This window comes from Novosphingobium sp. Leaf2 (assembly GCF_001421325.1).
In the GTDB taxonomy this organism is placed as follows: domain Bacteria; phylum Pseudomonadota; class Alphaproteobacteria; order Sphingomonadales; family Sphingomonadaceae; genus Novosphingobium.
In genome coordinates this window covers 126,375-141,262 of record NZ_LMJY01000020.1, presented here as the reverse complement: position 1 = coordinate 141,262, position 14,888 = coordinate 126,375, and the positions used below count along the sequence as shown (strand labels likewise).

Here is a 14,888-nt window from a genome sequence, read left to right as displayed (position 1 = left end):
ACTCGCCAGATTCCAAGGGTTTACAGCGGGACCTTGTGCGAGAACAAAACGAATCCGGCACAACATGTCGGGGCTTTGACAGCGCGCGGGACTCAAGATGAAGTGTGTGTGGCGCGCAGGACTCGCCCGTAACTTTTTACAGCGCGTGCGTCGCTTCGCGCCAGACCAGCACCAGCTTGCCGACTTTCGAAGGTTCGGCGATCAAAGCAGACGGCCCTTGAGCCAGCCGCACCGGCTCGTCGATCGCGCCATGCCGGATGAGCCCATCGATCGCGAACGCCGCATGGCTTTGCGCCTCGGCAGGGCTTTCGCCGGTCTTGGCTTCCATCTGCATTTCCTGACCGGTGAAGAAGACCAGGCCACGGCTGACGATTGTGCCATCCGCCCTTGGTTGCAGGGCGACAAGGCCGTGGGCGGGAAACGGACCGCCCGCCAGCCAGTTCATCACCGCACGCGAAAAATAGCGCGGCTCCATCACTGTCTGCGCTGGCCCCCAGGCAACGGCGCGCACAGGCAGATGGAGGGCAAGGTTCGCCGCGAGCCCCATCATCGTGCGCACCACCGGCATTTGCGCTGCGCCTGCGAGGATATGGCTGGCGGGCAATAGCGTCAGCGCTTCATGATCGGTGGCGGTAGGGCGGTCATCGTCGAAGCCGAAGCTGTCCTGGATCGCGGGTGTCGGGGCAGATTTCGCTGGCGCAAGCCCTCGCACATCGAACGTCAGGCCGCTCGCGAGAACTTCCAGCCATCCCTGCTCGGCGGGCGGGCAATGGCTCACCCGTGCCGCCAGCCCGTCGCGCGCTGCGGCCTCGATGAGCGCAGCCATCCGGTCCGCAGTGGGGCGCGTTCCGGGGGCGAACAGCAGCGAAAGGCTGGGATCGGGCTGCAAAGGTCACTCCAGAATGAGAATCGTCTCGGCCCACACCATAGCTGCAACCGCCACGCTGGAAACACCCGCATCGGCCCTTTGCGCATGGTGACAGGTAGGCTAACGCCAATGACTATGGAATCACGATCCGCCTGCGTTTTCGGGATCGACCGTTCGCTGTCTGGCAAGGCCTGGCAATGGCGCGGCGGCAACATGGACCTCAGCGATGGTCCGGCTGGCCTTGAAGACGATATCGTCACCCAACTCCTGCTGTCTCGCGGCGTGCCGCGCGCCGATCTGGAGCGTCACCGAAACCCCTCGCTGCGCGCGTTCCTTCCGGACCCGTCCGTGTTTCAGGACATGGACGTGGCGGCAGAGCGCATCGCCCAGGCGGTGCTGACAGGCGAGAGCGTGACCGTCTATGGTGATTACGACGTCGATGGCGCCACCAGCGCCGCGCTGCTGATCCTGCTGCTGCGCCAGTTGGGCCACGATGCCCGCTACTACATTCCGGACCGCCTGCTGGAAGGCTACGGCCCCAGCGGCGAAGCGCTAGTGCGGATCGCAGGCGAAGGGTCCAGCCTTGTCGTCACCGTGGACTGCGGGGCCATGGCGCACGAAGCGCTGGAGATGGCGCACCAGGCCGGCGTCGATGTCATCGTGGTCGATCACCACAAGTGTTCGCCCCAGCTGCCCCGCGCGGTTGCGCTGGTGAACCCCAACCGGCTGGACGAGGACGCGCTGGGCGCCGCGCACGGCCATCTGGCCGCCGTGGGCGTGGCGTTCCTGCTCGCCGTCGCCACCGTGCGCACGCTGCGGCTGCGTGGCTATTTCGAAACCCGGCGGGAGCCCGATCTGTTCGGCCTGCTCGATCTGGTGGCGCTGGGCACTGTGGCCGACGTCGCCGCGTTGCATGGCCTCAACCGGGCACTCGTGGCGCAGGGCCTGAAGGTGATGGCCAAGCGGGACAACATCGGCATGTCCGCGCTGATCGACGCCAGCCGGCTTGGCCGCGCTCCTACGTGCAGCGACCTGGGCTTTGCCTTGGGCCCACGCATCAACGCCGGCGGGCGCGTGGGCGAATCCACGCTGGGCGTGCGGCTGCTCACCACGACGGACGCCGACGAGGCGCAGACTATCGCCGCGCAGCTTTCGCGCCTGAACGATGAACGCCGGGCCATCGAGCAGGAGGTGCAGCAAGTGGCCGAAAGCCAGCTTGACCGGCAGCACAACCGTTCGGTGATTGTGGTTGCAGGCGAAGGGTGGCACCCCGGCGTGATCGGCATCGTGGCCGGGCGCATCAAGGAAAAGACCGGCAAGCCCACCTTGGTCATCGCCATGAGCGCTGACGAGGCGGGCAATGGCAAGGGCTCAGGGCGGTCCATTGCCGGCGTGGATCTTGGCGCGGCAATCATTGCCGCGCGCGAAGCCGGGCTGCTGATCGCCGGCGGTGGCCATGCAATGGCGGCAGGCCTTACCGTTGCACCGGACAAACTGGACGCCCTGTCGCAGTGGCTGGACGAACGGCTGGCGGCAGACGTGGCGCAATCATCCGCCGGACGGCACATGCTGCTGGACTTGGCCCTGTCACCCGGCGGCCTGAACCCGGCGCTGGTGGAGACGCTGGAAAGCGCCGGGCCCTACGGCATGGGCTGGCCCGGTCCGCGCATCGCGGTGGGGCCGGTGCGGATCGTCAAGGCGGACATCGTAGGCGCCGATCATGTTCGCCTGATCGTCACCGGGCCGGATGGCGGCCGGTTCAAAGCCATGGCCTTTCGTTCGGGCGAGACGGAGATGGGCCAAGCGCTGCTGCACGCCGCGCAAGGGCGCCGCCTGTGGCTGGCCGGACGCGCCAGGATCGATGACTGGGGCAGCCGTCCGGCCGCCGAACTCCACCTTGATGACGCCGCCTTCTGCGACTGAAAAGCGATCTGCACTTTTATGTCGCCGCAGGGGTTGACCGTCTTTGGAGGCCCCGCTAGAGGGCCGGTCCTGCCTCCGGCGCAACCCGGTTTGGCCCCTTCGTCTAGCGGTTAGGACGCGGCCCTTTCACGGCTGAAACACGGGTTCGATTCCCGTAGGGGTCACCATCGGTTGATGGTTTCGGAAACGCAAATGGCCCATGGCCCCTTCGTCTAGCGGTTAGGACGACGCCCTCTCACGGCGTAAACACGAGTTCGATTCTCGTAGGGGTCACCATTTTTCAACGGCATCGGCGCGGTTTTCAGCGCATCGGCGCGCTTAGCGGGCCATGCGCGAAACTCTCGCGCGTTATGGCGTAGATCACGTGGCGCACCATCACCCCGCCGCGTTCGTGGCTGACAGTGCGGTCCGTCAACGCGCCGCCGATATTCGCCATCGCCTTGCGGGACACCACGTTGTCCTCGCCGACCTGAAATATCACGCTGGCGTAATGCTCAAGCGCATGCCCAATCATGAGGCGCTTGAATTCCGCGTTATAGCCCCCGCCCCAGAAGCGGCGCGCCAGAAACGACCAGCCGATCTCGATCTCGTCGGGGTGGTCTTGCTGCGGCTCGCCATAGCGGCTGGAGCCGATGATGGCGCCGCTTTCGCGCAGCACGATCGCCAGGGCGCCACCGTGCGCCAGACCTTCATCGAAAAATGCGCGTAATACCGGCTCCTGCCAGCGATCGTGCGCGGGGTGGACCGCCCAGATCTGCGGATCGGCGGCAACCGCGTACAGCGCGTCCCAGTCACCTGACAGCAGCGGGCGCAGCGTCAGCCGATCCCCATGGAGAACCGGCTGACGATCCATGTCAGGCGGTGACGCTTTCCACAGCGGCCAGGAACTGGTCGATGTTGCCCATCGTCAGGCCCGCCACGTTGATGCGCCCCGATGCTGCAAAGTAGATCCCGTGTTCGGCCCGCATCGCCTGCACCTGTTCCGCGGTGAAGGGGATGATGGAGAACAGGCCGTGCTGGTTGCCAACCGGGGTAAGATCGACGCCGCCGGTCTTGCCCGCCGCGCCAAGGCGTGCGCGCACTTGGCGCATACGGTCTCGCATCTGGTGCAGTTCGTCCAGCCACTGGGCGGTGAGCGCCTCATCCTCCAGCACGAGCCGCACGGCGGCGGCGCCATGATCTGGCGGTTGCGACCAGTTGGCGCGGGCCAGCGCGTGACCGTTGGAAATGACCTTGGTAAGATCCGCCGGATCGCCCACCACCACATACAGCGCGCCTACACGATCGCGATACAGGCCGAAGTTCTTGTCGCACGAATAGGACACCAGCGCTTCGGGCACTTGCGCCAGCACGCGGCGCAGGCCGTAAGCGTCCTCCTCCATGCCCAGTCCCAGGCCCTGATACGCCAGATCGATGATCGGCAGCACCTTCGAAGCGCCGAGCAGACCGGCGATCTCGTCCCATTCGGCATTGGAATAATCGATGCCGGTGGGGTTGTGGCAGCAGCCGTGGAGCAGGATCGCATCACCCTCCCCGGCCGCTGCGAGGGCGCCGCGCAGCGCCTCCATATCGGTGCGGCCGTCGGGCGTGGCGTGATTGAATTCGAAGACGTCGAGGCCAAGATCGGCGCAGATCTGGTTGTGGTTGGGCCAGCTGGGCTTGCCGACGAGGACGCGGCTGTAGCCGGCGCGCTTCACCATCGCCAGAGCCAGGCGCAACGAGCCGGTGCCGCCCGGCGTCTGCATGCCTTCGATGCGGCCGCCAAGGTCAGCGCTGTCCGCGCCGAAGATATAAGGCATGAGCTTTTCGACGAAGCCCATGTCGCCTTCCGGGCCCAGGTAGGCTTTGGAGTCCTGCTCGGCGACGAGCCTGGCCTCCGCCGCCTTGATCGCGCCGAACACAGGGGTATCTCCCTGCCCGGTGCGATAAACGCCGACGCCAAGGTCGATCTTGTCGGCCCGGGGGTCGATGTTGTGGAGCTTGATCAGCGCGAGAAGCGCATCGGCGGGCTGTTGCGTGAGGGTGTTGAGCATGGCGCGCGGCCCTTAACCTTGCGCGCCACGCGGCGCAACCGCCGAATGTGCATCGCCCTCCATCACCGTAAGATTGTTGCGCCTGACCCTCGCCGATAGAGCGAGTAACATCATCAGAACGGCAGCCAGCGCTGCTTTTCCGAAAACTTCATGTAGCCGATGTTTGCGCCCAACCGCAGCCCCGCCCCGGCACGCACCGGGATCAGCACGGTGTTGCCGCGACGCAGGTAGCTGACGGTAAAGCCACCTATCAGATAGGCCTGCCCCTCACCCGCGCCGAAGCGGTGGAACAGTTCCTGCGAATCGTACAGATTGTACACCAGTACGAAGGCGCTGCTGGCATTGGCACCGGCATCGAAGCCGATCGAAGGCCCGGTCCAGTACACGGGCCGTTCGCCTTCGATCTTGTGGTGCAGCGTACCCGAGCCATAACGCAGCCCCACCGCGATCGCGCCTCCTGCTTCGCGGCCAACGATATAGGCGTTGGGCTGCCCCTGCTTGGCCAGCAGATCGCGGATCACGTCGGCCAGGCCCTTCGCGCCTTTGCCGAAGACGCCCTCGGCCGCGCCGATCAGGTCGTCTTCGCGATACGTCGCGGTATTGTCGCCTGCAGGCGTTGGCGGCGGGGCGACCGGTGCAGAGCTTGGCGGCGGCGGGCTGGCGGGGCCTGGCTGCGGCGTCCAGCCGGTGGCGGGCGGCGGGGCGTCCACGGGCGTGCCGTTGCCAGGCGCCGGGTTGTTGGGGGCAGGATAGGTTGCCGGACCGCGGTTGAGATCGCCGTCGATCGTCGCGTCCGGGTCCACCGTGGTGACTTGCGCGAGCGCCGGGGCCACCGGTGCAACTGCAGCGAAGAGGGCGATCGCCGCCGTCAATGCGCGGCGATATGGCGCATTGGTGCTTGTCCTGCTGGACAGCTTGCGGTTGTGCATGATTTGACCCTCCTGCCGATGCCATAGTGCGGGTCGACGCATGTGCTGCCTCCCCCTTCCGCGCCCCGTACGCGATATTTACCCTACCGTCCCCTGTGAATCCCCCGGCATTGCCGCGCAATGAACGGGCGACGATCGGAGTCCGGTTTGCGGCAGGGCGCGGCCATATGCGACGGTTGGAAATGTTTTTTCCACATCGCTCGATCCGGCGCGCTTCTCCCCTTGCCGGCCCCATACCCTCTCGCTATAGGCACCGCTCCAAGCCGCATCCGGAGACGTGGGTGAGTGGCTGAAACCAGCGGTTTGCTAAACCGTCGAGCTCTTAAGGGGGCTCCCCGGGTTCGAATCCCGGCGTCTCCGCCATTGCCTTCAAGCGCGTGAACATTGCCCGTATGGGCCCCGCTATCGACTTCAGGCTCAATCCACCACTACACAGATCGCCTGATTTGCGGTACGCAGATCATCCATCCTGACCGATCAGCCTGTCGACCACCGGCACGCCCATGCGGCATGCCGGTGCACCGATTTACTTCTTGAGCTTGTTCACCGCTTCCAGCGCCAGCTTCACATGATCGCGGTAATCGAGGTCTGAATGGACCATCACGATGCGTCCGTCCTTGGCGATGACGTAGCTGGTGCGGTCGGTCATGCCGGCAGGCGCACCGGCTTTCTTCAGCGAAACGTCGTATTCCTTGATGATCTGCGGCGTTGCCATCGCGACCGCAAACTTGTCACGGCAGGCTTCGGTGGAGAATTTCTGCAGCGTGGGCAGATCGTCCGCCGACATGCCGATCACCGTGGCGCCAGCCTTGGCGAATTCAGGCGTGGCTTCGGCGAAGGCGTGTGCTTCCAGGGTGCAGCCTTGCGTGAAGGCCTTGGGGTAGAAATACAGCACCACCGGCCCGCGCCGCAGCGCTTCGCGCAAGTCGAACGGCATCGTCTTGCCGCCCTTGGCCGCTTGGGTCGAGAAGGCGGGTGCCTTCGCACCCACGGGCAGGCTGGCGTGAGCCGTACCGGAAATGGCGAGGAGCCCGAAGGCGGCGATCGAGGGCAGGAGGCGCTTCATGGCGGCGATAGTGCCCCGCCATTCATGGCCTGTCCAGCGGATTGCCATAGTCATCTGCTTGTCGGTCAAACTGTCTTGGCGCAGCCACTACCCGATCTTGGTCAGCCCGCAAACTGCATCGCCCTGCCCCGGCGCGTTGACCGGAGCAGGGCGATGGGTGCGACCCCGAAGGGTTGCCGCAATCCAACGGCCGGAGCAGAGGGATACTCCATTGTCGGACCGGGTCACGACTAACATGACAGTCTGCGGCTGCCATCAGGGTAGGTACGACCCAAAGCCTTGGAAATGGTGCCTTTGGTATAGGTGTCTGCGCGATCAGGTGCGCTGACGAGTGATTATCCATGACATCGGCAGCTTGACAGGCCGGCATGCGGCTTCAAGGACGTGCGCTGTTCGTGCGATCTTTGGGAAAGCCTTTCATGCCGTTCACCGACCATCCCCTCCGCAGCGCGTTGTACCTGCCCGCGTCGAACGCCAAGGCCATTGCCAAGGCACGCACGTTGCCGTGCGATGTGGTGATCCTGGACCTGGAGGACGCAGTCGCTCCTGAGGCCAAGGCGAGCGCGCGGGAGGCTGCCATCACCGCCGTAGCCGAAGGCGGTTTTGGCGATCGCCTGGTCGCCATCCGGGCCAACGGACTGGACACGCAATGGGGCGCGGCGGACCTTTTCGCCATCGCCGGCTCGTGCGCAGATGCGGTGCTGATGCCCAAGGTGAACGGCCCGCAGGACATCGCCCGGTGCGAGGCCGCCCTGGCGTCCGCGCATCCCGGCATGCAGATGTGGGCAATGATCGAGACATGCGCTAGCATGTTCGCGCTGGAGCCGATCGCGGCGATGGCCAGCTCTACCCGGCTATCGCTGTGGATCATGGGCATCAACGACCTGGCCAAGGAAATGCGGGCGCCGTTGAGTGCGGAGCGCACGCCATTCCTGCCGTTCCTGTCGATGGCGGTCGCCGCAGCCCGCGCGCATGGCGTAGCGATCCTGGACGGCGTGTGTAACGAGTTTCGCGATCTGGACGCCTTCGAGGCCGAGGCGCGTCAAGGCCAGCAATTCGGCTTCGATGGCAAGAGCCTGATCCACCCGGCTCAGATCGATCCGTGCAACACGGTATTCTCACCCAGCGAGGCTGACCTTGCGTGGGCGCGCAGCGTCATCGCCGCTTTCGCACTGCCTGAAAACGCCGGCCAGGGCGTGATCCGGGTTGACGGCAAGATGACCGAGCTGCTCCATCTGGAGCAAGCGCAGCAGATGGTCGCGATGGCGGGGCGCATCACCCTGGGTTGAGGGAGATAGGCCGCTATTGTTTCTCGGGCGCAGCCTTGCCGATGGTGCCTGGCTCGTTGGCGACGACCTTGAGTACGGCGGCCCAGGCATCGACGTTCTGCTGCAGCGATACAGGGTCCACCTTGTCCAGCGTGTCGTCGGGCGTGTGATGGAGATCGAAGTAGCGGGTGCCGTCCTGCCCCAGATCGATCACCGCAAGGCTCTGTGCCTTGATGATGCCGGACACGTCTTCTCCGCCATCGGCAGCGCCGGCATGCGGGGTAATCCCCATCGGCCACAGCGCCGCCTTCACCTTATCCACCATCGCGGCGTTCTGGAGTGCAACGTGGAACTTGACCTGCCAGACCTTGTCCGCGCCAAAATCACTTTCCATCGCAAGCGCGTGCGGCTCGCCGCCATGCAGCTTGGTGTAGTATGCACCGCCGCCGTCAGTCAGGCCCATTTCCTCGTTCCCGGCCCATAGCACCCGGATGGTGCGTAAAGTCTGCCCGTCCTTTTGCGCCGCCAGCGCGGCGGCCGTGACGATGGCGCAGCCAGAGGCATTGTCCACCGCGCCAGTCCCCAGATCCCAGGAATCAAGGTGGCAGCCCACCAGCACGATCGGCAGCGACGGATCGCGGCCCGGTAGTTCCGCAATCACGTTGCCGGATGGCGCATCGGGAAACGGCTTGCCCAGCAAGGTCAGGTCGATCGCCATCGGCTGTCCGCGCGCGGCGATGCGGGCAATCAGGTCGGCGTCTGGGTTGGAGACGGCACCGGCGGGGATCGGCGCCACGCCGGCGGGGAAAATCGTCACGCCGGTGTGCGGGTTGCGGTGGCTGTCCGTCCCGGCCGAGCGGATGACGATGGCCGCCGCGCCCTTGCGCGACGCGATCCCCGGCCCGCGCCGCCGCACGTCTCCATACGGGCCGTAGCCCGAACCGTCCTGCGAAGCGCGCATGGCGTGATCGATAAAGGCGATTTTGCCCTTGAGCGATCCGCCCGGCGCGGCCTCCAGCGCGGCGAGGCTGGGGAAATAGACCAGCGGTGCTTTCAGGCCCTGCTTGGGCGTGGGCACGGAAAAGCCCAGCGCGGTGATCGCCAGCGGCTGCTGATACGGCGCGGTCAGAACCGCGCTTTCGGGGCCACGGGTCCATGCGCGAGTACGGAATTCCTCGATCCGCACGTTCTTGAAGCCCAGCGCGTCCAGCCGGGCCTTGCCCCAGTCCCGCGCGCGGTGTTCTGCAGGCGAGCCGGCGGGGCGCGGGCCGATTTCGGTCGTCAGTCCCTCCACGATATCCCAGGCCACGCCACTGCCTTGGGTTGGCGTCGCGAAAGCTGAGGTGGGAACGGTGAAGGCAAGCGCGGCAAGGCCGGCGCGCAGCAGCAGGGTGTTGGTCATGGCCCCAAGTGCTAACCGAGGCTGCGTGCGCTGCCAAGCCGTTGTATAGGCCGCCAGGATACGGCGTACCACAAATGCCGAACGGCCTGCTTGCACTCACGCTGCGCCGCCAGCACAACGCCACCATGCTCGACACCCTCTCTTCGCTGCAGGCCCGGCTTCTGATCGTCGTGATCGTGCTGCTGGGCGCATGGACGCTGACGATTCAGCCCCTCTCCGGCAGCGGCGGCGCGGCGATCACCGGTGACGGAACGTATTCCGACATCCGCCTGTACCATGACATCGGCGATGCCGTGGCGAACGGGGAAGGCTATTACCACGCCGCGATCCGTCTGCACCGCGCGCACGGGTTTCCGACCCGCCCATTCGTGACCGTGCGCCTGCCAACACTCGCGTGGATCGAGGCCGCGCTGGGCTGGCCGGCCACCCGCGCCATGCTGCGCGCGCTGCTGCTGATCACTGCGCTGGCCTGGTACGCGATGCTGCGCCCGATGACCCGCGCGCCGGAACGCATCGCGGCAACGTTGCTGACCCTGGGTGGCGGCGCGATGGCGGCCAGCGACACGCTGATGGTGTCGCACGAGTTATGGGCCGGCGTCCTCATCGCGCTTGCCAGCGCGCTGCTGGCGCGCGGACACGTGGCGGCGGCGATCGTCGCGGCGGCGTGCGCGCTGGCGATCCGGGAGCTTGCCGTGCCGTTCGTGGCGATCGGCGCGTATCATGCATGGCGCGGCGGCCATCGGCGCGCGCTGCTTGCGTGGATGGGCCTGCTGGTCGCCTATGCCGCGGCGCTGATGGTGCACCGGGCGATGGTCATGCCCCTGTCCTTGCCCGGTGACGCCGTATCGCAAGGTTGGGATGCGCTGCGCGGCCCTGAAGCCCCCTTGCGCGACATCGTTGACGTCAGCCTGCTCAACCTGATGCCGCGGCCCTGGTGTTATCTCGCGGCCCTGCTGGCGCTGGTCGGGTTCATGGGCGCACCCCGCCCGCTGGCGCGCATCGCCCTGCCCTGGCTGGGCAGCATCGTGTTTCTGCTCGCGGTGTTCGCCAGGCCGGTGAACTTCTACTGGGCGATACTGATCGCGCCGACGATCCTGGCCGGGCTCGCATTCCTGCCCCGCACGGCCCATATGCTGGCCGCCGCGGCCCTTAAAAGGCCGTTGCCCGCCTGACGAAGGCCTGACCCCCGCCGCCCTTGGCAAGGCCCGCGCGCGCCTGTAGAGCGGGCCGCAAATCGACCAGCACGCTTACATCCCAGAGGAACTCCATGGCCGCTCAATATGCCTATGTCATGAAGGGCATGACCAAGACCTTCCCCGGCGCTCCCAAGCCGGTCCTCAGCGACATCTCGCTGCAATTCTACCAGGGCTCGAAAATCGGCATCGTCGGCCCCAACGGCGTCGGCAAGTCCACGCTGATCAAGATCATGGCCGGCATCGACACCGATTTCACCGGCGAAGCCTGGGCTGGCGAGAACATCACCGTCGGCTATCTGGAGCAGGAGCCCGAGCTAGACGAGACCAAGAACGTCCTTGAAAACGTCAAGGACGGCGCGCGGGGCGTGGCCGACATGGTGGAGCGCTTCAACCAGATCGGCATGGAAATGGGCGAGGAAGACGCCGATTTCGACGCGCTGGGCGCCGAGATGAGCGAACTGCAGGACAAGATCGACGCGGTGGACGGCTGGACGCTCGACAACCAGCTGGAGATTGCGATGGAGGCCCTGCGCTGCCCGCCGGGCGACTGGCCGGTGAAAAGCCTCTCCGGCGGTGAAAAGCGCCGCGTCGCGCTCACCCGCCTGCTGATCCAGAAGCCGTCCATCCTGCTGCTTGACGAGCCGACCAACCACCTTGACGCCGAATCCGTCGAATGGCTGGAAAACCACCTCAAGGAATATGCGGGCGCGGTGCTGATGATCACCCACGATCGCTACTTCCTGGATAACGTGGTGGGCTGGATCCTGGAACTCGATCGCGGGAAATACTTCCCGTACGAGGGCAACTATTCCACGTATCTGGAAAAGAAGGCCAAGCGCCTTGAACAGGAGGACCGCGAGGAGTCTGGCCGCCAGAAGGCGATCAAGGAAGAGCTGGAATGGATCCGGCAGACCCCCGCCGCGCGCCAGACCAAGTCAAAGGCCCGTATCCGCAAGTTCGAGCAACTGCAGGAAGCGCAGGCCGGCCGCAAGCCCGGCAAGGCGCAGATCGTCATCCAGGTGCCAGAGCGCCTTGGCGGCAAGGTCATCGAAGTGAAGAACATCTCGAAGGCCTATGGCGACAAGCTGTTGTTCGAGGACTTGTCCTTCATCCTGCCGCCGGGCGGCATCGTGGGTGTCATCGGCCCCAACGGCGCGGGCAAGTCCACGCTCTTCAAGCTGCTGACCGGCAAGGAAACCCCGGACGAAGGGACGATCGAGATCGGCTCCACCGTGCACCTGGGCTTCGTCGATCAGAGCCGCGATCACCTCGATCCCAAGAAGAACGTGTGGGAAGAGATTTCCGAAGGCCATGACTACATGACCGTCAACAAGCACGAGATGTCGACGCGGGCCTATGTGGGCGCGTTCAACTTCAAGGGCGCGGACCAGCAGAAGAACGTCGGCAAGCTATCGGGCGGTGAACGCAACCGCGTCCACATGGCCAAGATGCTCAAGCTGGGCGGCAACGTGCTGCTGCTCGATGAGCCGACCAACGACCTCGATGTAGAAACGCTGGGCGCGCTGGAAGAGGCGATCGAGAACTTTGCGGGCTGCGCCGTGGTCATCAGCCACGATCGCTTCTTCCTTGACCGTCTGGCCACCCACATCCTGGCGTTCGAGGGCAACAGCCACGTCGAATGGTTCGAAGGCAACTTCGCGGCTTATGAGGAAGACAAGCGCCGCCGCCTTGGCGATGCCGCCGATCGGCCCACTGCGCTCGCCTACAAGAAACTGACCCGCTAACGGGCAGGCCACTGGGCGTCGTTCCCATGTGACTGAGGCCGCCACCGGTTCTGCCGGATGGCGGCCTCGTTCATTTTACAAATAACGAACCTGAACGTTAAGCACTGCCCCGGTTCACGTTCGGGACAGCGGCGGCGCTTTACATGCCATCTCACGATGAGCCGGAACAAATGTCCCGGCACTTCGGTTTGGAGAACCGAAATGGCAACGAAAAACAAAAACACACGATCGCGCGTTCTGCTTGCTGCCAGCATGATGGTACTGGCGGCAACCGGGGTTTCGACGCCCAGTTTCGCGCAGCGTGAAGACGGTCGCGGCGATGGCCGGGCGCGCCCTGAGCGTGCCGCCCCCCGCCCTGAGATGCAGCGGCCTCAGCGTGCACCGCAACCTCAGGGTCAGGTGCCGGTACGTCGCAATGGGGCACCGCAAGGTGCGCAGCAGGGTACGTGGCTGCAACAGGAGCAAGCCTGGAAGCAGCAACAGCAGCAGGGCCGTCAACAGCAGGGTCGTCCGGGTTGGTCGGGCAATCGTCCCGGCGGTGATCAGCGCCCCGGCGGTGATCAGCGCCCCGGCGGCGTGCAGAACGACGGGCGCGGCGGCAACTGGCAGCGCGGCGATCGCGGTCGTGGCGATGACGGCAGGCCCGGTAACGAGGGCTGGCGCGGCGGTGATCGCAATGGCGGGCAAGGTCGGCCCGGCTATGACCCCCGTCAAGGCTATGGCCGCCCCGGGAGCGATGGTCGTCCCGGCTACGGCCGACCAGGGAACGACGGCCGGCCCGGATACGGTCGCCCCGATGGAGATCGCGGACGGTACCAATCCTGGAACCGTAACGACTGGCGCCGCGATAACCGCTACAACTGGCAGGACTATCGCAATCGCAACCGGTCGGCCTACAGCCTTGGGCGTTATTATGCGCCGTACAGCAACTACTCCTACCGCCGGATAGGCATCGGTGTTTCGCTGGGCTCGGTGTTCTACGGCAGCCGCTACTGGATCAATGATCCCTGGGCATATCGCCTCCCGCCCGTCTATGGCCCGTATCGCTGGGTCCGGTATTATGACGATGTGGTGCTGGTGGACGTCTACTCCGGCCAAGTCATGGATGTGATCTACGACTTTTTCTACTAATCGCCTGCTTACCCTGAAAAAGCCCCCGGATCGCTCGCGTGATCCGGGGGCTTTTTCCATGTGCCGATGGTGATTGCGGTCGCTCGCCAAGCCTGTAGGCTGCGGCGATGGTGACACCTGCCCGCCATCCCGATTGCGATGCCCTTGCCCGCATCGGCACGGCCGTGCGTACCCGGCTTGGCCACGATGCCCGCGTAACGCGGCTGACGGACCCACGCGCGGAAATCTACACGGTCGCGCAATTCCTGCCCGTGCTGGCTTGCCATCGGCTGATCGGCCTTATCGACGCGGTGGCGCACCCGTCCGGCCTCATCGACGCGGATGCGTGGCCCGCCTATCGCACCAGCTACTCCAGTGACCTCGACCCCGCCGACGCGGTCGTGCGCGATATCGACGACCGGCTGTCCACGCTGACCGGGATTGCCGGCCGATGCGGTGAATCGGCACAAGGGCAGCGCTATGCCTGCGGGCAGTATTTCAACGAGCATTGCGATTCGTTCGACACCGCAGCGCCATACTGGGGCAGCGAACGGTGCTGTGGTGGCCAGCGCAGCTGGACCGCCATGATCTACCTCAACGATGTGGAGGAAGGCGGCATGACCGATTTCACCCGCATGGCGCTCACCGTGCCGCCCTGCGCGGGCACGCTGCTGCTGTGGAACAACGCCCTGCCGGATGGCGCGCCCAACCCGTGGACGATGCATGCCTCCCGCCCAGTGTTGCGCGGCGTGAAGTATGTGATGACCAAATGGTTTCGCGCCCGCACTTGGCGCTGACCGCCGGGAATTACCTCAGCTCGCTTTGCGACCAGCTATCGAGCCGGTCGAACAACTGGTCCATACGTTGGTGAAGGCGCAGGATTTCCAGCTGAGTGCGCAGGTTGACTTCATAATCGTGCCTAGCGGCGATGCGATCTTTTTCAGAGTGACGGTTCTGGCTCATCAGAATAACCGGTGCTTGGATCGCAGCGAGCATGGACAGCATAAGATTGAGAAAAATATACGGATAGGCATCGAAGGGATGCAGCCCGAAATCCTCCAGGATTCGGCTGTTGATCGCCATCCAGGAAAGCAGGATCACGCCAAAGGCGATGATAAACCCCCAAGACCCGCCCACAGCCGCCACCCGGTCGGCCAGTCGCTGACCGAAAGTGGCGTTCAGCGCCGCTTCTTCTTGGGCGTCCGGTCCCATAATCTCGCCCATGGCAATGCGTTCAAGGACACGCTGCTCCTCGTTATCGACATCGCACAGCTTGCGTCCCAGCAGTTCCTGGCACAATTCTTCGACAGTCAAGTCCGGCTTGTGCATGGTTTCGGCTTCCTTCAGA

13 protein-coding genes and 3 tRNA genes are annotated in these 14,888 nt (G+C 65.1%); 9 read left to right on the top strand and 7 right to left on the bottom strand.

Going from position 1 to position 14,888, the window contains the following annotated elements; translation table 11 throughout:
* Positions 1-136 precede the first annotated feature (136 nt).
* Positions 137-889 (bottom strand): hypothetical protein, encoded by a 753-nt coding sequence (locus tag ASE49_RS16080; RefSeq protein WP_056774808.1) that lies wholly within the window; start codon positions 887-889, stop codon positions 137-139.
* A 114-nt stretch (positions 890-1,003) separates the two neighbouring features.
* Here ASE49_RS16080 and recJ point away from each other — a divergent pair, with 114 nt between their 5' ends.
* The 3 genes from recJ (at position 1,004) to ASE49_RS16065 (ending at position 3,067) form a co-directional block, all read left to right on the top strand.
* The gene (gene recJ / locus ASE49_RS16075) at positions 1,004-2,791 is read left to right on the top strand and encodes a single-stranded-DNA-specific exonuclease RecJ (protein WP_056774805.1); all 1,788 of its coding nucleotides are present in this window, start codon (positions 1,004-1,006) and stop codon (positions 2,789-2,791) included.
* A gap of 92 nt (positions 2,792-2,883) precedes the next feature.
* Positions 2,884-2,958, top strand: a tRNA-Glu gene (locus tag ASE49_RS16070).
* 34 nt (positions 2,959-2,992) lie between these two features.
* Positions 2,993-3,067, top strand: a tRNA-Glu gene (locus ASE49_RS16065).
* Between the two features lie 25 nt (positions 3,068-3,092).
* Here ASE49_RS16065 and ASE49_RS16060 read toward each other — a convergent pair.
* The 3 genes from ASE49_RS16060 to ASE49_RS16050 form a co-directional block, all read right to left on the bottom strand.
* Positions 3,093-3,644 (bottom strand): GNAT family N-acetyltransferase, encoded by a 552-nt coding sequence (locus ASE49_RS16060; protein WP_056774802.1) that lies wholly within the window; start codon positions 3,642-3,644, stop codon positions 3,093-3,095.
* 1 nt (position 3,645) lies between these two features.
* Positions 3,646-4,824 (bottom strand): amino acid aminotransferase, encoded by a 1,179-nt coding sequence (locus tag ASE49_RS16055; RefSeq protein ID WP_056774800.1) that lies wholly within the window; start codon positions 4,822-4,824, stop codon positions 3,646-3,648.
* Between the two features lie 113 nt (positions 4,825-4,937).
* Positions 4,938-5,753 (bottom strand): DUF1134 domain-containing protein, encoded by an 816-nt coding sequence (locus tag ASE49_RS16050; protein WP_056774796.1) that lies wholly within the window; start codon positions 5,751-5,753, stop codon positions 4,938-4,940.
* A 271-nt stretch (positions 5,754-6,024) separates the two neighbouring features.
* On the opposite strand from ASE49_RS16050, the gene ASE49_RS16045 reads away from it, so the two are divergent.
* Positions 6,025-6,116: transfer RNA gene (locus ASE49_RS16045), tRNA-Ser, on the top strand.
* A gap of 163 nt (positions 6,117-6,279) precedes the next feature.
* Here ASE49_RS16045 and ASE49_RS16040 read toward each other — a convergent pair.
* Positions 6,280-6,819, bottom strand: coding sequence for a peroxiredoxin (locus ASE49_RS16040; RefSeq protein WP_056774972.1), 540 nt, complete (start codon positions 6,817-6,819; stop codon positions 6,280-6,282).
* 419 nt (positions 6,820-7,238) lie between these two features.
* On the opposite strand from ASE49_RS16040, the gene ASE49_RS16035 reads away from it, so the two are divergent.
* A complete protein-coding gene (locus ASE49_RS16035) occupies positions 7,239-8,108 on the top strand; it encodes an HpcH/HpaI aldolase/citrate lyase family protein (RefSeq protein WP_056774969.1) in 870 nt (289 codons plus the stop codon).
* A 13-nt stretch (positions 8,109-8,121) separates the two neighbouring features.
* Here ASE49_RS16035 and ASE49_RS16030 read toward each other — a convergent pair whose 3' ends face one another.
* Positions 8,122-9,489 carry a M28 family peptidase gene (locus tag ASE49_RS16030; RefSeq protein ID WP_082456523.1) on the bottom strand — a complete coding sequence of 456 codons (1,368 nt, stop codon included), beginning with the start codon at positions 9,487-9,489 and terminating at the stop codon, positions 8,122-8,124.
* Positions 9,490-9,563: 74 nt separating this feature from the next.
* On the opposite strand from ASE49_RS16030, the gene ASE49_RS16025 reads away from it, so the two are divergent.
* The 4 genes from ASE49_RS16025 to ASE49_RS16010 all read left to right on the top strand — a co-directional run bounded on the left by ASE49_RS16025 (position 9,564) and on the right by ASE49_RS16010 (position 14,337).
* Positions 9,564-10,661, top strand: coding sequence for a hypothetical protein (locus ASE49_RS16025; RefSeq protein ID WP_162234265.1), 1,098 nt, complete (start codon positions 9,564-9,566; stop codon positions 10,659-10,661).
* Positions 10,662-10,756: 95 nt separating this feature from the next.
* A complete protein-coding gene (gene ettA, locus ASE49_RS16020; RefSeq protein WP_056774794.1) occupies positions 10,757-12,430 on the top strand; it encodes an energy-dependent translational throttle protein EttA in 1,674 nt (557 codons plus the stop codon).
* A gap of 201 nt (positions 12,431-12,631) precedes the next feature.
* On the top strand, positions 12,632-13,561 hold the full coding sequence (locus ASE49_RS17935) for an RcnB family protein (RefSeq protein WP_156370360.1): 930 nt from the start codon (positions 12,632-12,634) through the stop codon (positions 13,559-13,561).
* A 107-nt stretch (positions 13,562-13,668) separates the two neighbouring features.
* On the top strand, positions 13,669-14,337 hold the full coding sequence (locus tag ASE49_RS16010; protein WP_056774791.1) for a prolyl hydroxylase family protein: 669 nt from the start codon (positions 13,669-13,671) through the stop codon (positions 14,335-14,337).
* A 10-nt stretch (positions 14,338-14,347) separates the two neighbouring features.
* Here the strand turns inward: ASE49_RS16010 and ASE49_RS16005 are convergent, their stop codons facing one another.
* Positions 14,348-14,869, bottom strand: coding sequence for a DUF1003 domain-containing protein (locus tag ASE49_RS16005; RefSeq protein WP_056774788.1), 522 nt, complete (start codon positions 14,867-14,869; stop codon positions 14,348-14,350).
* Positions 14,870-14,888: the final 19 nt, after the last annotated feature.